Source organism: Exiguobacterium sp. UBA1053 (assembly GCF_002316465.1).
GTDB lineage: Bacteria > Bacillota > Bacilli > Exiguobacteriales > Exiguobacteriaceae > Exiguobacterium_A > Exiguobacterium_A abrahamii.
In genome coordinates, this window is record NZ_DCDO01000003.1 from 145,328 (window position 1) to 163,944 (window position 18,617).

Sequence of the window (18,617 nt, forward strand, 5' to 3'; positions counted from 1 at the left end):
CGATTCTTGTGGAGGCGTTTATTATGGCGAAATATAAAAGCGATGCAACGCACGTCATTACGACAATCATTTTCAGTGATTTAGAAAAAGCAAAAACAGGCTTTGCGATGATTAAGGATCTCGAAGCAATCAAGGAAATCGAGATGGATCAGATGGTTCTCGCAAAACGTGACGAAGCAGAGGGCTTCTCTTTCATCGATGCCATCGACTTCACGCAGCAGGACCAATCCTTCAAAGGCTCATTGATCGGCATGGCAATCGGTGTCGTCGGTGGTCCGTTCGGTATGCTCGTCGGCTCCGTTGCTGGTTACTTGATCGGTGCGAACCGGGATGAGAAGAACGAGCGGGAATCGTTTGATTTATTCAACCGGACGCTGAATCAGATCAATCCTGACCATTACGGTGTCATCTTGATCAGTGAAGTCAACGAAGATTCCGAAGCCGTCAATGCGATCGCCGCTGAACTCGGAGCGACGATTCGCCGGACAGGTGAGACATTACCGGATGGTGCAGTCTAATCAAATCAGTGTTGTCTTCTTTACGTTCTCGTTTTAAACGGGAACGTTTTTTAATTCCTGGATTACCTGTTTTGCTGCTTCCTGTGTCGTGTCTGAATCGACTTTCTGTAAAGCATTTTGTTGCACGGTTATGAGGATATTTTTGTAGCTGATGATGAGGAGCTCGCCGTAATCACCGTTTGATTGATACTGAACCAAATCATTGCCTATGTATCGATCCGTATACGCAAAATGAATCGCTAACTGCGTATCTTGTTTTTGGTTTTCAAAATAAAGTGTCTCCTGGGTCGATGGCGTGTCAATCGTTCCGTCAACCGTTAACCATCGTCTCTTCCCAAAACTCAAGGATTGGTCGACAGCCGTGAAGTCTGCACCGATCGTACTTCCCTTCAAATGAAACTGATCCATCTTCAAGTGTTCATTCATATGCTTGAACAGCCTTTCATACTGAACTGGATTTAAGATGGGGTGTTTCGTCTGATTCGTATGCGTAGTAGTTTTGACTTCTACTTTTTTCTGTTCCGTCGTGACCGCCTCATCCGTGCATCCAGCGAATAAAAACACACTTGAAAACAGAATCAGCATAGTTCCCTTATAGTTCATAGAATATCCTCCCCAATTGATGATACCCTTCCATCATTTCGCCTTAAAGTTGTACAGCGGTTTAATGATCTCGACGACATCGACCGTTTCTTTCGTGTTACGGATGATTTCATCCATCGGTTTGTAGACGAACGGCGACTCGTCACGCGTCGATGCGACGACTGAACTTGACCAGACATCAGTCATCGTCTTTTCGAACGCATCCAGTTCAACAGTTTTGAATGCTTTTGACCGCGACATGATGCGTCCTGCCCCGTGTGGTGCGGAATAATTCCAATCAGGATTCCCTTTTCCAACGACAATCAAGGAGCCGTCACGCATGTTCATCGGAATGATTGCCCGCTCGCCGGCTTTTGCAGAGATGGCACCTTTTCGTAGAATCATCGCGTCAAGATCGATGTAGTTGTGAATCGTATCGAACTGATCCGCAGCCGTCCACCCCATCGCTTCAAAAATAACTTCGGTCATCGCCTGACGGTTCAGTGCCGCGTATCGTTGCGCAATCTTGAGATCATGCAGATAGCGCTCCATCGCTTCGCCGGAAACAGATGCTAAATCTTTGTTAAACGTAGACCGCTTTTCCTTCAATTGCTGTAAGGTGGCTTGAATCTCCGACTCGCGCCCCGCTTGCTTTAATTCCCCGATAACTTGATCCGCGTCAAATTGGAAGCGTGTCGTTTCCGCTTCTGCCTGATAATGTTCAGCGATCGTTTTCCCGAGATTTCGGCTTCCGGAATGAATCACAAGATAAAGCTCGCCTGCCGCGTCCTGATTCAGTTCGATGAAGTGATTTCCTCCACCGAGCGTACCAATCGATAATCGTGCCCGTGTCTCGTTGAACGGTGCGAGTACTTGATCAAATGGTACCTGTTCTGATAATGGATGGGCTTTTTGACGTACCGACATGCCACTTGGAACGAGACGCTGAATCGTCGCGTCAAGTTCCGCATAATCGATTGGTTCTTGTTCAGCAAGTCGTGTACATAACATGCCACAACCGATATCAACACCGACGAGGTTCGGTACGACCTCGTCCGTCACATGCATCGTCGTTCCGATGACAGATCCTTTTCCAGCATGGCAATCCGGCATGATCCGGACGCGACTGTCTGTCGCAAATTGTTCCTCTAACATAGCTGTGACTTGCTTAATCGTCAGGTCGTCGACGTTATCCGTGAAAATCTTCGCTTCCCCATACGTGCCTTGAATCGTTTTCATACGATCGTTCCTTTCTTTCCTATCCATTTAATTATTCTGCTGTTTCCTTCATGATTTCAATGAATTGTTTTGTCAGTGTCGTCGGTCCCGTCTCCGTCAACCAGACGAAGGCTGTCGTACTCGCGGCACCGGATAGGTATGTCTGGTGCAGTCCTGTCATATCCAGTTCCCGCAACGTACTCTCCGGCAAAACGGTCACCGCCTGTCCACTGCGGACGAGTCCAATCAGCGTCAAGACATCGGAACACGTCTCTTGCGATACGACGCCGAGCCTTTGACTTAACGTCTGAAAGACACCGAGTCCTTCCTGACTCGGAATGATGAGATCCGCAGTCGGATGATCGGGGTGCCAGACTTGATGAAACGGTTCTTCTTCCATCCATTCAATCGAGATCCCTTGCGCATCAATCGGCAGACGGACGAACGCTGCATCAAGCGACCGCTCTTTCAACCGTTCGATGAGCGCACTCGATTCTCCTTGGTGGACTTGTAAGATAATGCCAGGATGTCGTCGTTTCATCTGTTCAATCCATTCGACGAGCCGACTGGCTGATAATGTGTTGACACCAATGCGCAAGATTCCCGTTCGCCCGGCTTCGATGTCGCTCACTTCCATCCGTGTCTCCTGCTCGAACTGCAGCAAAGAAACCGCTCGTTCATATAAGCGGTTGCCGCTTGGGGTAATCCGGATCCCGCGTCCTGCCCGCTCAATCAGACGAACGCCTAGCTCTTCTTCCATCCGCCGGATTTGCTGCGTCAAGGCAGGTTGTGCCATCCGTAAGCGCTCCGCTGCTCGCGTGACGGATTGTTCCTCGACGACCGCACAAAAATAGCGGTACTGGCGTAAATCCATATTCATCATCTCTTTCATATGTTTTCATGTATAAAGATATATGAATCATAACATCAATCATATGCTATGATGCAGGAATATCTGAAGTTTAAGAAAGGAGCTTTTTCATGAAACAAACGACTTCTACCTTCCAGTGGATCGTCTTTTTACTCGCGAACACGATTGCTTTACCAATCGTCGTCGCCAGTCTGTTCGACCTCTCATCAGTTGAGACTGCTGCCCTTGTCCAACGGTCGTTCTTTGTAGGCGGGATTGCCTGTTTCCTACACGGAGCCTTCGGCCACCGGCTTCCGATCGTATCGGGACCTGCCGGATCATGGGTCAGCATCTTCGTCGTCATCGCCGCACTACCGGTCGACTCAAAAACGGCCTTTACGATCGCGATGGCAGCCGTCGTCATTGCCGGCGTCGTCCTCATCATTCTCGGTTTGACAGGATGGACGAAATACTTACTACCCGTCTTCACACCGCTCGTCAGCGGAACATTTTTGCTCTTATTATGTATTCAATTAACAGGCGTCATGCTCGGTGCCGTTCTTGCCGTCGAGGCAACACGTCTCGCCGGAATCATCACGTTCTTGCTCGTACTCGGACTCAGCCAATTCGGACCGAGTCGCTTACGTCCGTTTGCCTTGATGATCGGAATCATCGTCGGTTGGCTCGTCAGCCGTCCGTCGCTTCCTGCATCGTCTAGTTTGTTCGCACCACCGCAAGCGTTACCGTTCGGATGGCCACAGTTTGACGGCAGTGCATTCCTTGTCGCGATTCCGTTCGCGATTTTGCTCGTCGTCAATTTAATTGCCGCTTTAAGCGCCGTCGAAGCGACGCTTCAAAAACAAGGACGTCTGCACCAAGGGTTATCCATCGAAGGCGTCATTCATTTACTCGCTGCTACATTCTCGACGCTTGTGCCGGTGCCGTTACCGATCACGAGCGGATTCATCGCGCAAACGGGAAGCCGGAAACGTCGCCCGTTCTTGATTGCCTCGCTCGTCATCGCGTTGATCGGTTTCTTCCCAAGCTTGATCGGTATCATCGCAACATTACCGCGTAGCGTCGCGAGTGCCGCGTTGCTTGCGACATTGCCACACATGTTCCTGATTGCTTGGCAGTCTGCGGAAAGTAACATGGAGAATAGCCGTCGCCGCCATGCGTTTGCGATCAGTGCCGTCATCGGTATCAGTATCTTGTTGCAATCGACCGTCATCGCGGAAGTTCTGCCTTTGACGCTTCGTCCGTTCCTCAGTAATGGATTACTCGTCGGAACGATGCTTGTGCTCGGTTTCGAGATCATCGAAAAAGTACGTTCTCGTCGCGCGAAACAAGCAGATCGATTGGCAAGCTAAATGGTATTTTACGACCGGACGATGTCATCATCCTCGCTTTTCTATAAGAGTCGAGGATGAACATCTCGTCCTGAATCATTCAAATAGCAAGGGAGTTCGATTCCGAAGTACATTTCGGTTATCGAGCTCCCTTTCTGTTTACTTATTTAATTCGAATGACACGATCATCTATCAATTCCGTTGTTCCACCGTCATCGATTATTAAAAATACTTCCTTAGCGTTAAAGTTTGTCGCTTGAAGATATTCTCTCACTTTATCCTGCAGACGATAGTCATGATGTTCTGGAATTTGTTCTAGTTCCATGATGTGAATACTAAAAACTAAACTTACATCACTGTAATTTTTTGTAGCTTTTTTATCGATGTTCTTTTTTGTTTCTTCTAAAAAATGTCTCCGTTTCTCTTCTAATGTACCCAAACTACTTAATCGCGATCTCCACATACCCTTCTCATTTAAAGCTTTGGCAATTTCAACTTCTCTCGGACCATCTATGTACGATGTAAATTCAAGCTTTTCGATTAAACCATCTTCTAATTTCATCAATGCATCATATCCTTGGTTCCCAATGACAATCTTAATTTGAGCATCTTCAGGAAAATAAGCTGATTTCGAAAAAGTATAAGCTGGAATAAATTCCTCGATGAACTCTTTAAACCTTCCTTTTTTCAATCTGATTAACTCAGTGATCTGACGATTTTTACTAACTTCTTCTTTTATGTAGTCATAGTATTCATCCATCTGTTTTTTATTTCGAAAACTTGATAAGTCATCTAGCACTTTGAAGTATTCTTGCAATCTTCTCACTCCTTTATTAGATATAACAAAGAGCACGATTTTAAAATCGTGCTCTTTGATAAAAACTTATGAATTAGATTGAAAATCAACTACTCAACGCACTTCCCGCCACCATTTCCGTGTCGTGCTCTCGGGTGTCACACTTTCCCCGATCATTGGTGTCAGAACCGGAATCTCATCGCGTTTTGCTTCCTTGAGCAACCGTTCGACCGGCTCGAACCATGCATGAAACGCGAGGATGAAGGCAGACCAGTGAATTGGCATCAGGACGCGACCTTTGACGTCACGATGTGCTTGAACCGTTTGTTCCGGTAACATATGCGAATTGGACCACCGGACATCGTACTGCCCACATTCCATCATCGTCAGGTCAAACGGACCATATTGTTCGCCGATTGCTTTAAAGTGTGGACCATATCCACTATCGCCACTAAAGAAGACCTTTTGCGAGCCTTCGATGACCCATGACGCCCATAGCGTTGAAAATTGATCAAGACCATTTCGCCCTGAATAATGGCGCGACGGAGCCGCTGTCAGTTTGATGCCACCGACTTGTGTCGATTCATGCCAGTCGAGTTCCGTGATTCGCTCAGCTGAGACGCCCCATCCACGGAGACGACTCCCCACACCGAGCGGCACGATGAAGCGACCGACTCGATTTTTCAAGGCGAGGACGGATGGATAATCCAGATGATCATAATGATCATGCGAATAGACGACGACATCAATCAACGGTAAACGTTCGAGATCAACCGTCTGCGTTGTTTGAAAACGTCCTCCGCCCAGCTTCGGGAACGGTGATGGTGCGCGCCCGAGCATCGGGTCAAAGAAAATCGTTTGCCCATCGAGTTCGAGTAAAAATGCCGAATGTCCGAACCATGTGACACGTGGTGTTTCGCTATCGTCTTGACGTCGCTGATACGGAAGCGTCGGTAACGCTTTGACAGGACGCAGATTCGGAATGTTTCTTCCGTAATCCTTTAAGATACTTTTCATCGAGTCCCATTCCATCTTCAACTGGAAATCCATCTCATTTTTGAACTTCCCGTCGACAAAACGGTCTGATCGTTCGAAACTCCGCCGCTCTGCACGGCTTGGTCGTTTCCCGAACACTGGGTATCGGTTGATGAACCAAGCACTGGCAAGACCGATTCCTGCTAAAGCTGTCACTATTTTTTTCATGTCTTATCACCTCTTCGATGCTCTCAGTATAGCACCTCGATTCCCCACACATCTCGCTTTGCGACTCCGGATGCGAGAAAAAAAGTGAAGTCCACCGCAAGCGGCGCCTTCACTTCTAGGTATTAGTCGATATCGTCCGCTTTCCACTTCGCCCGGTCGCTCTTCTCACCGTCCCCGCGGTGATTGGATTCATAGGCGTTGTTCCCTGGATTTTCGACCTTGTTATCATCGTGCCGATGGTCATGATCATGATCATGATCGTGGTCATGGTGATGATGGTGCTCATGGTCGTGGTCATGGTGATGATGGTGCTCATGGTCGTGGTCATGATCGTGATCTCGATCTTTGACGAACAATGCAAGACCGCCACGCTCGACTTCTGCGTAATGCCGTTCTGCCTCATCGTCCGAGTGTCCGACACGTTTTAATGTCTCGCGGAGCGGTGGTTCTTTAGAAAATTTTGATTTGACCTGATCAATCCAACTTGCACCCGATGCTTCGTCTGCCGCATCATCTCGACCGACGACAGAAAAATCCGAATCATGATACCCCTGTTGTTTCAATTCCTCGATTTTTCGTTCCAGACTCGATTGATCCTGATAGATTCCAACAAACCGTTTCGCCATCACATGACACCTTCCTTTTTCATATGAATTCAAACTCGCTCTGTTTTTACCCTTGTTCGCTTGCCATCAAACGAGATTTCAGGAACGAAAAAACGGACCACTTCGAAAAGTAGTCCGTCAAAGCTTAGAGTTGTTGCGGTGAATCGACCAATGTGATCGTTCCTTCGTTTTTCTGAACGAACCGCTCGTAGACGAAATCATTTGCAAATAACAACACGGCATTCTCCCAACGGTCGTAGACGAGAACCGTCCGAGAATCCGTCAATTGTTTGACGGCAGCGACTTCAGCTGGCTTGATCCATTTCGCGACTTGGAAGTTCGCAGCATCCTTCAAGATGTCAACGCCATATTCGCCTTTGAGCCGGTGCTCGAAGACTTCGAATTGGAGTTGTCCGATTGCTCCAAGGATGATTTCGTTGTATTCCGTTTTGTAGACCTGGATCGCACCTTCTTGCGCGAGCTGTTCGACACCTTTTTGGAACTGTTTCGACTTCAAGGCGTTTTTCGTGTAGACCTTCAAGAAGAGTTCTGGTGCGAACGTTGGTAGTGCCTCATATTGTAATGATGGATCACCGTTCGTGATCGTATCACCGATTTGATAGTTGCCTGAATCGTACAACCCGATGACGTCTCCTGCGAACGCTTCATTGACTGTTTCCCGCTCATCCGCCATGAATTGTGTCGATTGAGATAACTTCATCTTCTTGCCTGTCCGTGTCAAGACGACGTCCATTCCACGATCAAATTTACCCGTACAAATACGGACGAACGCAATCCGGTCACGGTGATTCGGGTTCATGTTCGCTTGAATCTTGAAGACGAAACCGCTGAAGAAGTCTTGTGCCGGTTCGACTTTCCCTTTGTTCGACTCACGTGGTGTCGGTGAAGGAGACAAGTTCAAGTAATGCTCGAGAAGTGGTGTGACACCGAAATCGACGAGGGCTGATCCGAAGAAGACCGGAGTCAACTCACCTTTTGCGATCAATTCTTCATCGTATTCGTTACCTGCGCCGTCGAGTAAGTCGACTTCATCCATCAACGTCTCGTACATTTCCGAGTTGATCGTCGTCGCGAGTTCTTCGTTTGCGAGACCTTCCTCGCCGAGTTCGATCGTCTTACGATCATTTTTAAAGCAGTGGAATTGTCCTTTGACGCGGTCATAGACCCCTTCGAACTGTTGACCTGAACCAGCTGGCCACGTCACAGCAACAGACGGGATGCCGAGGACTTCTTCGAGTTCTTCCATCAATTCGAGTGGGTCACGCGCTTGACGGTCCATCTTGTTGATGAACGTAAAGATTGGAATCCCGCGCATCCGACAGACTTGGAACAGTTTCTTCGTTTGTGACTCGATCCCTTTCGCCGCATCGATGACCATGATCGCTGAGTCAACCGCTGTCAGGATTCGGTACGTATCTTCACCGAAGTCCGAGTGACCTGGTGTATCCATGATCGAGACGATCTTTTTGTCGTATTCGAATTGCATGACCGAAGACGTAACGGAGATTCCGCGTTGTTTTTCGATTTCCATCCAGTCGGATTTCGCAAATTTCGAGTTTTTCCGTGCTTTGACAGAACCTGCCTCACGGATTGCCCCTCCGTGCAGGAGGAATTTTTCAGTTAATGTCGTCTTACCCGCATCCGGGTGGGAAATGATGCCGAAAATCCGACGCTTTTCGACTTCCGTTTGTAGAATGTTTGTCATGTATGGTAGTTCCTTTCACCGATATATTCAAAAGTCCGATCAATCTTTTTCGCAACTAGTCTATCATACCGAATTTTCAAGGTCTCGTCCATTTCACTTCATTGACTCAATTTTCAGATTTAAAGTTGACAATTCATCACGATCTTCTTTACGATGACAAGGAAGTTCACTATTACAGAAGGAGGAGACGTACAATGGTATTCCATCAAGCCCGGACATCTGTCCACACTGTCTTTGTATCGGCTACAACTGTACGTCACCCAATCGTTTAATTTTTAATTAAGCAGGGTGTACGTATGCGTATACGTACATGCTGCCCTCTTATATTAGGACGGGTATGCCCATATTTGTGCGTATCCGTCTTTTCTATTGTCTAAAAACGGAATATAAGGGGTTTTCACTATGCTTAACGCACTTAAACAGCTTGATCGCAACATCTGGATCCGGTTCGTTGGGGAAACGATCACGGGGATCATGATGTTCATGATTGCACCATTTTTAGTTCTTTATTATGCGGATCGACTCGATTCCTACTTCTTGGTCGGTGTCATCATGGCGACCGGACCGATCATGTCGCTCGTCGGTGCCGTCCTTGGTGGTCACTTCGCCGATAAATTCGGTCGAAAACCACTGATGGTCCTCTCGATCATCGGTGACGTCATCGCACTAATCGGTTTTTCGTTCGCTGATTCATTCGGACCACTTCTCGCTTTGAACGCGCTGCTCGGTTTATCGAGTTCACTGTTCCATCCGGCGGCAAGCGCGATGGTCGCTGACGTCACACCACCAGAACGCCTGAACGAATCGTTCGGCCTGCTGCGGATGGGACATAACGTCGGGGCCGCATTCGGTCCACTTCTCGGAAGTGCGGTCCTATTCGTCGACCGTTCACTCATCTTCTACTCTGCCGCTTTCGTCTTTTTCCTGTACGGACTCGTTCTCTACTTCTTCATCGAAGAGACAAAACCGGAGTATATCGAAAAGACGGACGAAGTCAAAGTATCACCGCTCACTGTATTGCGGAAGGATCATGTCTTTTTAATCTTCATCGGGGCGGGTGTCTTCATCTCGATGGGATTTGCCCTCGTCGAGAGTATGTTACCGGTCTTCTTGAAGGAAGCACTACCGGGATTACCGACGAAACAAAATCCGTTCCCTTATCTGATGGCTCTGAACGGAATCATGGTCGTCTTGTTCCAGTTCCCGATCGCTGCTCGCTTGTCTGGCAAAGCATTCGGAAAAGTCATGTTGCTCGGGGCCTCGATTTTCGGAATCGGCATGATTTTCCTCGCATTCGTCCCGTCTTACCTGTTCTCACTCGGAACGAGTTATGTCGTGCTCGTGACGGTATTGCTTGCGATTTATGCGTTCTATACGCTCGGTGAGATGATCATGTCTCCTGTGCAGATGACGTTCATCGCTTTGATCGCCCCGGAACACCTCCGCGGAACGTACAACGGTGCTGCGAGTCTCCAGTGGTTGATTGGCGGCGTCACCGCACCGCTTCTCGGATCGTTATTCCTTGATACCGGAAAAGGTGACTTTGCGCTCGGATTCGTCGGACTGCTCTGCTGTGTATCAGGTGGGGTCTATCTCGCACTAGACCGATCGATTCAACGCGCGAAACGCTTAACGAAATCCGCCTAAAAAAAAGCGATGTGTCATGCTCCGACTTCAGTCAGAGCGTTACACATCGCTTTTCTCGTTAAGAGGGTAATTGATTTGCCGCTACGAACGGACCGAACAGGACCGGCAAAGGATCAAGTCGTTGCTGGATTTCTTCAATGAAATTCGTCGATCCACTGACGAAGACAATCGGATCATTTGCCGTGATCATCGTCAAGAATTCGTGCATCTGTTGTTCCCATCCTTCTTGACGAATGTGATGAACGACCATCCCTTTCGTCGTCAAGGATAAGACATTCGCTAACATTCGTTCTGCCAGTTCCTCAGCTGAGACATGTAACAAGGTCGTTTTTCGACCACTCAGGAGCGCATGCCGGGCTTCGTCGATGACGGCTCCGAGATGATGTTCTTCTGCGATCAACAAAATATCTTGTTGACGCCAATTTTCAGCATGACGGTATTTACAAAAATGGCGGCACGTATCGACGAGTTGATGGTGAACAATTGCCCATGCTTGAAGTAAAGGTGCATCTTCTTTAAGGTCATATTCGATTTGAATAGCTTGAAGAATTTCACGACTGATGATGTCCGGGTACGTCAGCAGAAACGATTTCGTCTGATCGATTTCATTCAGCAAAATCAATTTAAACAGTTCACTCGATTCGTGCTGGTTGGTAATCTGGTTCAGTAATTGACTCAGGCGTAAAATCCGTAATGCGCGAGTTCCGTCCTGAGCTCCTGCTTCTCGAAGCGCGCGCAATTCTTCTTCGTACGTCGCCTCGAGCGAGTCATAGAAGCGCGTCGCGATCCGCAATCCCTTTTGCTCCATCGATGGACCGAGCTGTTGCAAAAGGTGTAATGCCTGATCGAAATGCATAATTTAACCTACCTTTCACCGTCCATTATGCGTGAATTCACTCTCAAAAACAATCTCTAAAATGCATCTTATTTTTTGCACATTGAAAGTTGTAAATGCTTGCGCCCCCCCCTAGTATGTGTGTTAAGTAGGTGATGAAAATGCGCATGACACGTTATACGGATTACGCGATTCGGTCCCTGCTGTTCGCAGCAGCTCATCCCGATCGTTTAGTCCGAATCCAGGAAGTAGCGGATTGTTACGACATTTCTAAGAATCATTTGATGAAAGTAGTCTATCGTTTAGGACAGAGTGGTCTGATTGAATCTGTCCGTGGTCGTGGAGGTGGTTTTCGATTAGCGAGCCCTCCGGATGCAATTCATATCGGTGACGTCGTACAACTGTTTGAACCAACCGTTCATTTTCTCGATCCGCAAGAAGGCATTCACGAGATTCCTTCGCTCAATCCAGCACGTGATGCTTTCGATGATGCCATTGCGGCGTTCCATCAAGTACTCAATGGTTACACAGTACATGATTTGCTACATCCGACAGCTGAAACTCATCCACAAATACTTGAAATGATTCCGAACCGCGATTGAGCGGGTTCGGAATCTTTTTTTTATTCCATCCTCGCTCAATTGCGATTTCTCAAAACGCTCGTGGTATACTTATATAAGAAAGGAGGGGTACAGATGAACCCTCAAGAAGAACTCCATCTCTTATATCTTCGCTTAAAGGAAGAAGAACCCTCCGTTGCACGCGGTGAAGCCTTATGGGCCATCTTTGAGGAAACAGCTGATGATTCACTCCGCTTCCTCTCCTTATGGGCATTTTCACAAAATCAATTTGATTTAGGACACTTCCGATCGTTTCTCGTGTCCTTCACGCTCTTGATGGAATGGATTCGAAAAGATGAGATGACACTGACTCCCAAACAAGAACTTGATTTGTACTGGAACTACAAGTCCTACTTGATCTATATGGCAGAACAAGAAGATGTGACGGTCTCGCTTCTCGAAGAAGACCTCGACCGTTTCATCGACTTCTGTGACGCGCATGGCTTTATTCGAACGCGCGACTATATCAGCTTCATGGTCTACAGCAAACTCGGTGACGAGGAACAGGCCGATCATTATCTATCGGAATGGGTTGACGCGCCAAGTGACGAACTCAGTGATTGCCCGTCCTGTGAAGCATTCAGCCGGATGACGTATGCGATTGATCGTGGCTTCGAAGATCGTGCCTTGCTACTTTATGCAGCACTGCGGCATGAACGCGGTTGCTCGCGGATGCCGGATCAGGCTCATCCATACATCCTACCGTTGTTCCTCAGTCGCAAAAAAGAACGCTTCGATTGGAGCGAACGCTTGATCGAAGAAGTCAAACGGGGTGAAACCCTCTTTACAGGCGGTGACGAACCGTATCACCTGTATGCGAAGATGTATTATGATACGAACTATACTTGGTCGATGGAAGAGAAAAAACAATTGATCCCGTTCTTGACTGATCGTGGATATCTTCAGTTCCTACTCGCTCACTATGCCTTTGCTCATCGTCAATCGCTTGGTGAGGAAGCGTCGTATCTCGCAGCGCTTCGGACGAATCTCTATGAGATTGCACAGTCTCTCGATCGCCGGATCGAAGGTGTCTTCTACTTGAACCTCGTCGAACGTGAACTAAAACGAATCACCCAGTTCGTTGCTTGAATCTCATTTGTAAAGGAAGTGTCTTCATGTTAGATCATGTCCAGCTCGCTATGCCGAAAAACGAAGAAGATCGCGCCCGTGCATTTTATGCCGGGCTTTTACATATGAAGGAAGTCGAAAAACCGACTGGTGTTCAAGCCAGTGGCGGTGTCTGGTTCGAGAATCATGGTGCAGCACTTCATCTCGGCATCGAGGATCCCTTCTCCCCTGCTAAAAAAGCACATCCTGGATTAACCGTCGCTGCGTTCGAAGCCTTGAGCGATGCTCTTCAAGCTGCCGGTTATCCGGTTGAGCATGACACACGCCTTGCGCCACGTCGTCGTTTCTTCACAGCCGATCCCTTCGGTAACCGGTTAGAAATCATCGCTGCTCATCTGTCGACGTTAACACCGAAGAAATTGACGGATGGTTCTCATGTCCGTTTAGTCGCACCAGCCTCCAGTCTCTCGACAGTCGAGATGAAGATCATCGATGGTGCGATTCAAACCCTCGAATCACTCGGATTACGTGTCTCGATCAGTCAACATGCGCGTGCTGTCAATCCGTTTGGTTCCAGTGATCCTGAGTTACGCGTCGCGGACCTCCATGCCGCGTTCGCTGATCCGAACGTTGATGCGATTCTGTGCGTTCGCGGTGGATTCAGTACGAATGAACTCGTCGACTTACTCGACTACGAATTGATTCGGACACATCCGAAAATCCTGTGTGGCTTCTCCGATATCACAGCACTCAGTCACGCCATTCTAACGAACACTGGATTAATCACTTACTCCGGACCAATGTTACGGGCTTTCCGTGATCGCGACGCCTATACAATCGATTACTTCAAGCAAGTGTTGTTTGGAAAAGAACCCGTTACGATCAAGCCGTCGGTTCATTGGCGCGATACCGATCGTGGACACGTCATCACGTTACCAAACAAAGGACCGATTCTATTATCTCCGGGACAAGCAAGCGGTCGACTGCTCGGCGGGAATCTTTGTACGCTAAATCTTCTGCAAGGCACACCGCACTTCCCTGATTTACGGGATACGATTTTATTCCTTGAAGACGATTACGAAGTCCATCCAGCGACGTTCGCCCGTGATTTCGCCTCTTTGATGGCACAACCGGGTGCCGAAACGATTCGCGGGATCGTCTTCGGGCGCTTCCAACTCGCAACGAAGATGACGGAAGAGCATCTGCGATATCTGATCTCACTCTATCCATTCCTAGAGCACGTACCGGTTCTTGCGAATGTCGACTTCGGACATACGAGTCCTTTGTTCACGTTCCCGATTGGTGGTCAGGTGGAACTGCATGACGAGGTCATCCGACTTCATATTTCTTGAATATCAAAAGAAGGAGACGCGGCAATCCGCATCTCCTTCTTTTTTAGTAGTCGAGCAATCTCGAAGCGTCGATTTGACGTTTCGACCCATCCGCAAACATCTCGAGTGTCGCGAAAATCTGGTCATTTGCCCATTCATAGTGAAGTAACGTGAAGTCTTCAAGAGTCGAGACCGTCTTGAACGTTTTCCCGACCGTAAACGCACGCTTCCGGCTCGCATCTTCTGCCGGAACGGTGACGAAGATGACTGTGATCTCCTCACCCTTCGTATCATAATAGAATTCAACGATCCGACCGTCCGCTGTTTCAGGTAAGACACCTTTACGGGGCTGTCCGGTCTCGTCCAATTGTACGTATGGTTGCAGCATTCTTTCGCCTCACTTTCTCCGTCATTCATCATAGCACGTCCACCTGATTTATGCTAATCTATATTTGATGTGAAAGGGGGATGAGTCGCGCATGGAATGGTTCATGAACGGGATTCTGCTCTGGGGCTTTATCATGATCACACTCATGGCAATTGGCGGGTTTTTCATGTTCCGGAAGTTCCTCAAGAAGTTACCGAAAGAAGACGGTAAATCGATGATGGACTGGGAAGATGAGTACATCGACCAAACACGACATCTTTGGACGGATGAGACGATGGAATTATTGAACGCTCTCGTCATGCCGGTTCCATCGGCATTTCGTGATGTCGCACGCCGCAAGATTGCCGGGCGGATCGGACAGTTCGCACTTGAAGAACGGGCGACAGAGATGACATCCGAACTGGTCGTCAAAGGATATATTTCTGCGACACCGAAACGCGATCATAAATTCTTGAAAAAAGCACTAACGGAGCACGCCATCGACTGGCGAGACTACGCATTATACTTCCAAAATTGAAGGATGCACAAAAAACCGCCGAAGTCACCTTCAGCGGTTTTTTTAGTGAGGTAAGTGCGCAACCGGCACGGTGCCCGACTTGACTCGTTTGTATTTCATATACATCGCGAAGCGCCACGGTGCAATCATTCCAAAGGCAACGAGATAAAAAATCCCACCCGTTTCGAAGATATCGATTTGTCCGCCGATGAAGAACTTCGCAACCGTCCGAACGAGTAAGATGCCGAATAAGACGATGAAAAATGCTTTCGAACGTTGCAAATAAATTTGCCCTTCCGCTTCATAAAAATTGGATGTCTTGATCAAAAAGATACTGAAGATGGCTCCAACGAGCAATGCTTCTGCCACTTCCGTCCATGTCAGACGGGATGCTGGGTATAAAAACTGCAGCATCCCCGTCGACATCGCAAAAGGCGGGATCAAGATTTTTTTAGCATTCGTCGGTTTTGCTGATGCCTTCACACGAATGAAGCTGATCAGCAATCCCATAACGAGCGCTACCCCAGTTGATATCCAAATCATCCGATCACTTCCTTGATTAAAATCCAGTGAATCCGACGATGTCACTCATCCATGCTGCGAATTTACTCAAGCCATCAAAATACAGCATGACTCCGAACACCATCATCAAGGCTCCCCCGAATTTCGTTAATTTCAGACTATACTGCACGAACAAGCGCGAACGACCGACGAAGAACGCCATCAATAAGAACGGAATCGAGAAGCCAAGGACATACGCCAGCATGTAGAACATACCTTGACTCGGATTGGTCGCAGCTAATCCGATGACTCCTGCGAGAATCGGACCTGTACATGGTGTCCAACCGGCTGCAAAACCGATTCCGACGAGTACCGTCCCGACGTATCCTCCTTTTCGTTCCCCGAGATTCAGTTTCTTTTCACGCATCAAGAATGTTGGTTGCCATAATCCGACGAGAACAATCCCAAATACGAAGATGACGAGTGCCCCAACCATCCGTAACGTATCCCGATATGTGATAAAGACATCTGCGAACAACGATGTCGATAAACCGAGTACAACGAATACCATCGCAAAACCAACGAGGAACGCTAACGTATGAAACAAGGATCGCTTTTCTCGTACGCCCCGTTCTTTTAAATCCGTCACCGACACGCCTGTGATGTATGAGAGAAACACAGGATACAGTGGTAGCGTACATGGAGAGACGAAAGATAATAATCCTGCTCCAAACGCTAACCATAATGAGAGCTCCATATGAGCATCCCCTTTCTTTACTACTATAGAAGAAGTTCCTCCTCTATTTTGCCAAACTCCTCTGCATTTAGCACCTATTATCTCACAGAAAGTTGCAAAAGATTCGTGTCCGCCAAAATTACAAAAAAATTACATTTCATCGATTTTACTGAAATCTCATTGCACCTAGTAAATGGACTTGCTAGAATATGGATACGACACCAATGTAAGGGAGACTGCTATGACGACACAACAACTATTGACGTTAGCCATCGAAGCCAAACGTAGCGAACTATATCATCAAGCTGACCAGTCCAGCTTCACCTCCCCGCGTGTTCTACAACTTAGCCATGAACTTGACGTCCTGCTTTTAGAATATTCACGGACAGTCCAAAACTACACCATTCACGGTTCGAACGAACCGCTCTTATCTTAATGCACGATTTGGTCAGCATTCGAGTGTGAATGCTGACTTTTTTTATGACTTTTTATTTCTGATGGAGGTGCTTCATGTCCGCTCTTACATTCATTGCTAGTTCTCGTCCTCTCTATATACCTGACGATCTCCCTCAACTATACGTACATGAAGTCGAACCGCTTGAATATGTCTCATTGAAGCGAGGTCGATTCACGATGCCTACTTGTACACGATCGAAGGTGCCGATCAGTGGGAGTTCATGATTTATCTACAGCGTTATATGGAAGAAGGAGATGTCCTCGAGCTGCTCTATATCGAAAATCAAAATGAAAGCATGCAGGACCATCTCCCGTCCACTCCGCTACTAGAGCCAATCGAAATCAATATTCGACAGCGAACGTACCAAACGATTCACGGCACGTTTCAGCTTTCCGCTAACGATTGGATGCAGGAATTGTTCCATCGTTCTTACCTGACAGCGTTCGGCGTGACGACGATCGTCAAGTATTGATCTGCGTATCCTCCATTTCACTTTTTCATCACTAGACGATAGAAGGATGACATAGTTTCTATTTTTAAGACTTTTTTCTGTTGAATTGTGCGAATCTTTCAGCAAAAGTAATCCAAAAGACCTATAAACATCCGTTTTTCATAATCAGTATGTCCTATCGATGACAAAAACCGACCTTTTGCAATCTCGTTGTCACAATAGCCCGGTTTGTAACTCGAATGACATTGACCTGTAAACGCACAGGTCAGTTTTGCCGTGTAAAGTAGGAACAGTAAACACAGCATATGTCAGGAGGACATCAATAATGAAAAAAGCAGTTTTCGCTGCCGGTCTTGCAGCAACAGCTCTATCAGTAGGATTTGCCCAAGAGACAGAGGCTGCCTCAGAAACGGTAACAGTAAATACACCAGTACTCAACGTACGCACAGCACCTACAACTGCATCAGCAGACGTAGGCAATGTATATAAAGGTCAAACATTAAATGTCGAAGGACGTTCTGGCGCATGGATCCAAACACACATTAACGGTCAAAAACGTTATGTTCATGGCGCGTATACGTCTGCAGCAGGCTCATTCGACTTTAAAAAAGCGACAGTTACTACGGCAGTACTAAACGTCCGCACACAACCAACGACAAGCTCGAAAGATGTCGGTAACCTCTACAAAGGTGAAAAAGTCAACGTAGAAGGAAAAGTTGGTGCATGGATCAAGACAACAATCGACGGTAAAACACGCTATGTACACAGTGCATATACAACACTCGGTAGCGTAGCTAAAGCACCAGCAGCACAAGCACAACCAGCGGCTAAACCAGCTGCGAAGCCAGCACCAAAAGCAGCTGCTAAACCAGCAACTGCAACAAAACAATCGACACCTGCAAAATCAGGTACGAAAGTGACGATGAACGTCAGTGCTTACACAAACGACCCATCTAACAACGGTAGCCAACTCTACAACGGTCGTGCGTTGACAGCAAGCGGTTATGACGTTACAAATACGATCACGTACAATGGTATGCGTATCGTAGCAGCTTCTTCACAATACCCAATCGGTACACGTATGCACATCGAAGGCATTGGTGAAGCAATCGTACTCGACCGTGGTGGCGCAATCCAAGGTAACAAACTTGACCTTCTCGTTGGTTCACAACAAGAAGCACTTAACTGGGGACGCCAAAACGTCACAGTCACAGTCTACTAATCAGAACAAACAACCTGC

General features: G+C 47.5%; 21 protein-coding genes. 10 read left to right on the forward strand and 11 right to left on the reverse strand.

Annotated features, from left to right (window positions below; genetic code table 11):
- Positions 1-23: 23 nt before the first annotated feature.
- The gene (locus tag B3G15_RS01755) at positions 24-518 is read left to right on the forward strand and encodes a hypothetical protein (RefSeq protein ID WP_050678322.1); all 495 of its coding nucleotides are present in this window, start codon (positions 24-26) and stop codon (positions 516-518) included.
- 33 nt (positions 519-551) lie between these two features.
- Here the strand turns inward: B3G15_RS01755 and B3G15_RS01760 are convergent, their stop codons facing one another.
- The 3 genes from B3G15_RS01760 to B3G15_RS01770 are packed head-to-tail and all read right to left on the reverse strand — an operon-like array spanning position 552 to position 3,192.
- Positions 552-1,121: a hypothetical protein gene (locus B3G15_RS01760; RefSeq protein WP_290714954.1), complete on the reverse strand. Its 570-nt coding sequence runs from the start codon at positions 1,119-1,121 to the stop codon at positions 552-554.
- Between the two features lie 33 nt (positions 1,122-1,154).
- Positions 1,155-2,339 carry an RtcB family protein gene (locus B3G15_RS01765; RefSeq protein WP_064300188.1) on the reverse strand — a complete coding sequence of 395 codons (1,185 nt, stop codon included), beginning with the start codon at positions 2,337-2,339 and terminating at the stop codon, positions 1,155-1,157.
- Between the two features lie 31 nt (positions 2,340-2,370).
- Positions 2,371-3,192, reverse strand: a complete 822-nt coding sequence (locus B3G15_RS01770; RefSeq protein WP_214857208.1) for a LysR family transcriptional regulator — start codon at positions 3,190-3,192, stop codon at positions 2,371-2,373.
- A gap of 107 nt (positions 3,193-3,299) precedes the next feature.
- Here B3G15_RS01770 and B3G15_RS01775 point away from each other — a divergent pair, with 107 nt between their 5' ends.
- Positions 3,300-4,538 (forward strand): purine/pyrimidine permease, encoded by a 1,239-nt coding sequence (locus B3G15_RS01775; RefSeq protein WP_149427056.1) that lies wholly within the window; start codon positions 3,300-3,302, stop codon positions 4,536-4,538.
- A gap of 142 nt (positions 4,539-4,680) precedes the next feature.
- On the opposite strand, the gene B3G15_RS01780 is transcribed toward B3G15_RS01775, so the two are convergent.
- From B3G15_RS01780 to B3G15_RS01795, 4 genes are all read right to left on the reverse strand, one after another.
- Entirely contained in the window at positions 4,681-5,334 is a 654-nt protein-coding gene (locus B3G15_RS01780) for a hypothetical protein (RefSeq protein WP_290714962.1), read from the reverse strand.
- 93 nt (positions 5,335-5,427) lie between these two features.
- Positions 5,428-6,516, reverse strand: a complete 1,089-nt coding sequence (locus B3G15_RS01785) for an MBL fold metallo-hydrolase (RefSeq protein ID WP_214724584.1) — start codon at positions 6,514-6,516, stop codon at positions 5,428-5,430.
- Between the two features lie 122 nt (positions 6,517-6,638).
- Complete coding sequence (locus tag B3G15_RS01790; RefSeq protein ID WP_290714967.1) at positions 6,639-7,142, reverse strand: general stress protein; 504 nt, start codon at positions 7,140-7,142, stop codon at positions 6,639-6,641.
- Positions 7,143-7,266: 124 nt separating this feature from the next.
- Positions 7,267-8,847 (reverse strand): peptide chain release factor 3, encoded by a 1,581-nt coding sequence (locus tag B3G15_RS01795; protein WP_035408673.1) that lies wholly within the window; start codon positions 8,845-8,847, stop codon positions 7,267-7,269.
- Positions 8,848-9,249: 402 nt separating this feature from the next.
- Here B3G15_RS01795 and B3G15_RS01800 point away from each other — a divergent pair, with 402 nt between their 5' ends.
- Positions 9,250-10,494, forward strand: coding sequence for an MDR family MFS transporter (locus tag B3G15_RS01800; protein WP_064300193.1), 1,245 nt, complete (start codon positions 9,250-9,252; stop codon positions 10,492-10,494).
- Positions 10,495-10,552: 58 nt separating this feature from the next.
- Here the strand turns inward: B3G15_RS01800 and B3G15_RS01805 are convergent, their stop codons facing one another.
- Positions 10,553-11,350, reverse strand: coding sequence for a hypothetical protein (locus tag B3G15_RS01805; RefSeq protein WP_064300194.1), 798 nt, complete (start codon positions 11,348-11,350; stop codon positions 10,553-10,555).
- 140 nt (positions 11,351-11,490) lie between these two features.
- Here B3G15_RS01805 and B3G15_RS01810 point away from each other — a divergent pair, with 140 nt between their 5' ends.
- The 3 genes from B3G15_RS01810 (at position 11,491) to B3G15_RS01820 (ending at position 14,369) form a co-directional block, all read left to right on the forward strand.
- On the forward strand, positions 11,491-11,931 hold the full coding sequence (locus tag B3G15_RS01810; RefSeq protein WP_023467786.1) for an RrF2 family transcriptional regulator: 441 nt from the start codon (positions 11,491-11,493) through the stop codon (positions 11,929-11,931).
- Positions 11,932-12,024: 93 nt separating this feature from the next.
- Positions 12,025-13,038 (forward strand): hypothetical protein, encoded by a 1,014-nt coding sequence (locus B3G15_RS01815; RefSeq protein WP_058265204.1) that lies wholly within the window; start codon positions 12,025-12,027, stop codon positions 13,036-13,038.
- Positions 13,039-13,064: 26 nt separating this feature from the next.
- Positions 13,065-14,369, forward strand: a complete 1,305-nt coding sequence (locus tag B3G15_RS01820) for an LD-carboxypeptidase (protein WP_290714984.1) — start codon at positions 13,065-13,067, stop codon at positions 14,367-14,369.
- Positions 14,370-14,412: 43 nt separating this feature from the next.
- On the opposite strand, the gene B3G15_RS01825 is transcribed toward B3G15_RS01820, so the two are convergent.
- Entirely contained in the window at positions 14,413-14,736 is a 324-nt protein-coding gene (locus B3G15_RS01825) for a hypothetical protein (RefSeq protein ID WP_023467783.1), read from the reverse strand.
- A 91-nt stretch (positions 14,737-14,827) separates the two neighbouring features.
- On the opposite strand from B3G15_RS01825, the gene B3G15_RS01830 reads away from it, so the two are divergent.
- The gene (locus B3G15_RS01830) at positions 14,828-15,253 is read left to right on the forward strand and encodes a DUF2621 family protein (RefSeq protein ID WP_023467782.1); all 426 of its coding nucleotides are present in this window, start codon (positions 14,828-14,830) and stop codon (positions 15,251-15,253) included.
- Between the two features lie 42 nt (positions 15,254-15,295).
- Here B3G15_RS01830 and B3G15_RS01835 read toward each other — a convergent pair whose 3' ends face one another.
- Together B3G15_RS01835 and B3G15_RS01840 are read right to left on the reverse strand one after the other, a co-directional pair.
- Entirely contained in the window at positions 15,296-15,775 is a 480-nt protein-coding gene (locus tag B3G15_RS01835; protein WP_035398107.1) for a CcdC family protein, read from the reverse strand.
- Between the two features lie 16 nt (positions 15,776-15,791).
- Positions 15,792-16,490, reverse strand: coding sequence for a cytochrome c biogenesis CcdA family protein (locus B3G15_RS01840; protein ID WP_023467780.1), 699 nt, complete (start codon positions 16,488-16,490; stop codon positions 15,792-15,794).
- Positions 16,491-16,710: 220 nt separating this feature from the next.
- Here B3G15_RS01840 and B3G15_RS01845 point away from each other — a divergent pair, with 220 nt between their 5' ends.
- From B3G15_RS01845 to B3G15_RS01855, 3 genes are all read left to right on the forward strand, one after another.
- Positions 16,711-16,905, forward strand: a complete 195-nt coding sequence (locus B3G15_RS01845) for an aspartyl-phosphate phosphatase Spo0E family protein (protein WP_023467779.1) — start codon at positions 16,711-16,713, stop codon at positions 16,903-16,905.
- 205 nt (positions 16,906-17,110) lie between these two features.
- A complete protein-coding gene (locus B3G15_RS01850; RefSeq protein ID WP_290714995.1) occupies positions 17,111-17,398 on the forward strand; it encodes a hypothetical protein in 288 nt (95 codons plus the stop codon).
- Positions 17,399-17,702: 304 nt separating this feature from the next.
- Positions 17,703-18,599: an SH3 domain-containing protein gene (locus B3G15_RS01855; RefSeq protein WP_290714998.1), complete on the forward strand. Its 897-nt coding sequence runs from the start codon at positions 17,703-17,705 to the stop codon at positions 18,597-18,599.
- Positions 18,600-18,617 lie beyond the last annotated feature (18 nt).

Coding starts and splice junctions, on each gene's coding strand:
- B3G15_RS01755 (WP_050678322.1), top strand. CDS start 24: ATGGCGAAATATAAAAGCGATGCAACGCACGTCATTACGACAATCATT.
- B3G15_RS01760 (WP_290714954.1), bottom strand. CDS start 1,121: ATGAACTATAAGGGAACTATGCTGATTCTGTTTTCAAGTGTGTTTTTA.
- B3G15_RS01765 (WP_064300188.1), bottom strand. CDS start 2,339: ATGAAAACGATTCAAGGCACGTATGGGGAAGCGAAGATTTTCACGGAT.
- B3G15_RS01770 (WP_214857208.1), bottom strand. CDS start 3,192: ATGGATTTACGCCAGTACCGCTATTTTTGTGCGGTCGTCGAGGAACAA.
- B3G15_RS01775 (WP_149427056.1), top strand. CDS start 3,300: ATGAAACAAACGACTTCTACCTTCCAGTGGATCGTCTTTTTACTCGCG.
- B3G15_RS01785 (WP_214724584.1), bottom strand. CDS start 6,516: ATGAAAAAAATAGTGACAGCTTTAGCAGGAATCGGTCTTGCCAGTGCT.
- B3G15_RS01790 (WP_290714967.1), bottom strand. CDS start 7,142: ATGGCGAAACGGTTTGTTGGAATCTATCAGGATCAATCGAGTCTGGAA.
- B3G15_RS01795 (WP_035408673.1), bottom strand. CDS start 8,847: ATGACAAACATTCTACAAACGGAAGTCGAAAAGCGTCGGATTTTCGGC.
- B3G15_RS01800 (WP_064300193.1), top strand. CDS start 9,250: ATGCTTAACGCACTTAAACAGCTTGATCGCAACATCTGGATCCGGTTC.
- B3G15_RS01805 (WP_064300194.1), bottom strand. CDS start 11,350: ATGCATTTCGATCAGGCATTACACCTTTTGCAACAGCTCGGTCCATCG.
- B3G15_RS01810 (WP_023467786.1), top strand. CDS start 11,491: ATGCGCATGACACGTTATACGGATTACGCGATTCGGTCCCTGCTGTTC.
- B3G15_RS01815 (WP_058265204.1), top strand. CDS start 12,025: ATGAACCCTCAAGAAGAACTCCATCTCTTATATCTTCGCTTAAAGGAA.
- B3G15_RS01820 (WP_290714984.1), top strand. CDS start 13,065: ATGTTAGATCATGTCCAGCTCGCTATGCCGAAAAACGAAGAAGATCGC.
- B3G15_RS01825 (WP_023467783.1), bottom strand. CDS start 14,736: ATGCTGCAACCATACGTACAATTGGACGAGACCGGACAGCCCCGTAAA.
- B3G15_RS01830 (WP_023467782.1), top strand. CDS start 14,828: ATGGAATGGTTCATGAACGGGATTCTGCTCTGGGGCTTTATCATGATC.
- B3G15_RS01835 (WP_035398107.1), bottom strand. CDS start 15,775: ATGATTTGGATATCAACTGGGGTAGCGCTCGTTATGGGATTGCTGATC.
- B3G15_RS01840 (WP_023467780.1), bottom strand. CDS start 16,490: ATGGAGCTCTCATTATGGTTAGCGTTTGGAGCAGGATTATTATCTTTC.
- B3G15_RS01845 (WP_023467779.1), top strand. CDS start 16,711: ATGACGACACAACAACTATTGACGTTAGCCATCGAAGCCAAACGTAGC.
- B3G15_RS01855 (WP_290714998.1), top strand. CDS start 17,703: ATGAAAAAAGCAGTTTTCGCTGCCGGTCTTGCAGCAACAGCTCTATCA.